The sequence below is a fragment of the Pseudonocardia sulfidoxydans NBRC 16205 genome (genome assembly GCF_007989085.1).
Lineage (GTDB): Bacteria > Actinomycetota > Actinomycetes > Mycobacteriales > Pseudonocardiaceae > Pseudonocardia > Pseudonocardia sulfidoxydans.
This window is the reverse complement of record NZ_BJVJ01000167.1, coordinates 1-2,057: the sequence shown is the minus strand read 5'-3', so window position 1 is coordinate 2,057 and position 2,057 is coordinate 1. Positions and strand designations below refer to the sequence as shown.

The window sequence follows — 2,057 nt, the reverse complement described above, 5'->3', positions numbered from 1 at the left end:
GAGCCGCGACACCGCGCGGGCCAGCGGCATCGGCTCGCCGCGGTCGATGTCGACCAGGTGCAGCCGCCCGCCCGGGGCCAGGACACGGCGCGCCTCCCGCAGCGCCAGGACCCGGTCGGGCGCCGACACGTGGTGCAGCATGAACGACGACAGCACCCGGTCGACACTGCCGTCGGCCATCGGGATCTCCTCGGCGAACCCCTCCTGCAGCGCCACCGCGGAACCGGCGCGGGCAGCCTTGCGGCGGGCCCACGCGATCGCCTCCGGATCGGGGTCGATGCCGGTGATCACAGCACCCGGCTCCGCGCCCGCCGCCAACAGCACGAGGTTCCCGGTGCCGCAGCCGATCTCCAGCACCCGCGTCCCGGGCTCGATCCCGGCCTGAACGAGCAGCCGCCAGTGCGCGTCCCGCGCGCCGAGGAACCGGGAGAACCGGTCGTAGAACGGCAGCAGGTGCGGGTTGACCAGCGCCGGCAGGTACTCGCGGGCGGCGGTGGCAGTGCTCATGATTCACTCCAGGAGACGAAGTTCGATTACCCGTTCCAGTCTGGATAGACTCCGATCTGCGGACAAGCGACGAAGCGTGGGGTCAATGGGACTTTCTTCGGTAACATCCGCCGACGGTGTCCAGCTCGTCGGCTACGACCGCCGCGCCGGGGTGCCGCCGGTGACCGTCCGCAGCTGGGACGGCACACCGCACGAGGCGGTGGTCCTCGGCACGCACGCGCACGACTTCCTCGTCCTGCTCTACGTCGTCGAAGGCACCGACGTCATGCGCGTCGACGGCCGCGACTGGCCCCTCAGCGCCGGCGACGCGTTCGTGATGGCACCCGGGGCCGTCGTGACCAGCCACCCCGAGCCGGACCGGCACGCCCAGATGTGGGCGGTGTTCTTCCCCGCCGACGCCGTCGACCCCGCCGCCGCCGCCCCACTCGCCTCATGGCGGTCCCATCCGCTGCTGGCGCCGTTCGGCGGGCACCGACGCGGTGGGGCGCAACGGCTCCGCGTCCCCGAGCACGAACGCGCCGCGTGGACCGAGCACCTGCACAACCTCGACGACGAGCTCCGCGGCCGCCGCGACGGGTACGCCGACGCCGTCCGCGCGCACCTGACGTTGCTGCTCGTACGTCTCGGCCGGCTGCAGCCGGGCCCGCCGGAGGACCCCGGGGTGGAGCCGCTGCTCGCGGCGGTGCTCGACGTCGTCGAGACACGGTTCCACGAGCCGATCTCGTTGCGCGACGTGGCGTCCGCGGTCGGCCTGACGCCCGGGCACGTCACGACGGTCGTCGGCAGGCGCACCGGCCGCACCGTGCAACAGTGGATCACCGAGCGCCGCATGCGGGAGGCGCGGCGACTTCTCGCAGGTTCGGACCTGACGATCGCCGAGGTCGGCAGGCGCGTCGGGTACCGGGAGACGGGCTACTTCGTGCGCCGGTTCCGCGCCGAGCACGGCGTCCCGCCGGCAGCATGGCGCAAGGCGGGTCGCTCGACCTGAACGCGCGGCCTGTCCGGGTGCCCGGATCGGGGCCGACCGGCCCGCCGGTCCGAGCGCGCCTCGACCACGGTTTCGCTCGGACTCGAGCTACATGGCCGCCCAGCACGCGCAGACCGCGGCCGAGGCCGTCGAGGCGTGGCATCGGACCGCACCGACATCGAGGACCATTTCCACGACGCCGAACACCGCGGTTGTGCCCCACGACATGCGCGACGTAGCCGGCCGCATCGCCGCGGAACCCAGTCCGGCGCGTCGAGCCGGGAACACCGATCTGGAAACAGTCCCGCCGCGCTGCCACTCTGCCGATCTGCGTGATGTCCGACGGGTGGATGCTGGTGGTCAGTGTGTGGTGGGTACGAGTTCGGGGAGGGTCCAGGTGCCGTCGAAGAACTCAGACCGGGGCCGGTAGAAGCGCACGAGGATGTTCCAGCCGGCAGGGACGGGGATGTCGTTCGGACCCTGCGGAGTGCCGTGGACGAATCGGATCGTGTACGAACCATCCGCATTCGCTGAGGCAAGCTCGCTGTTGATCGTGTACCGGTCGAACTCGTTCGGCTCGAAG

The 2,057-nt window shown here is 71.9% G+C and carries 3 protein-coding genes; 1 reads left to right on the top strand and 2 read right to left on the bottom strand.

Annotated features, from left to right (window positions below):
* Positions 1–507 (bottom strand): class I SAM-dependent methyltransferase (locus PSU4_RS30815; RefSeq protein WP_147116192.1); only part of this gene is annotated, 507 nt, incomplete at its 3' end.
* Between the two features lie 85 nt (positions 508–592).
* Here PSU4_RS30815 and PSU4_RS30810 point away from each other — a divergent pair.
* On the top strand, positions 593–1,495 hold the full coding sequence (locus tag PSU4_RS30810; protein WP_147116190.1) for an AraC family transcriptional regulator: 903 nt from the start codon (positions 593–595) through the stop codon (positions 1,493–1,495).
* A 339-nt stretch (positions 1,496–1,834) separates the two neighbouring features.
* Here the strand turns inward: PSU4_RS30810 and PSU4_RS30805 are convergent.
* Positions 1,835–2,057 (bottom strand): DUF1214 domain-containing protein (locus tag PSU4_RS30805; protein ID WP_147116188.1); only part of this gene is annotated, 223 nt, incomplete at its 5' end.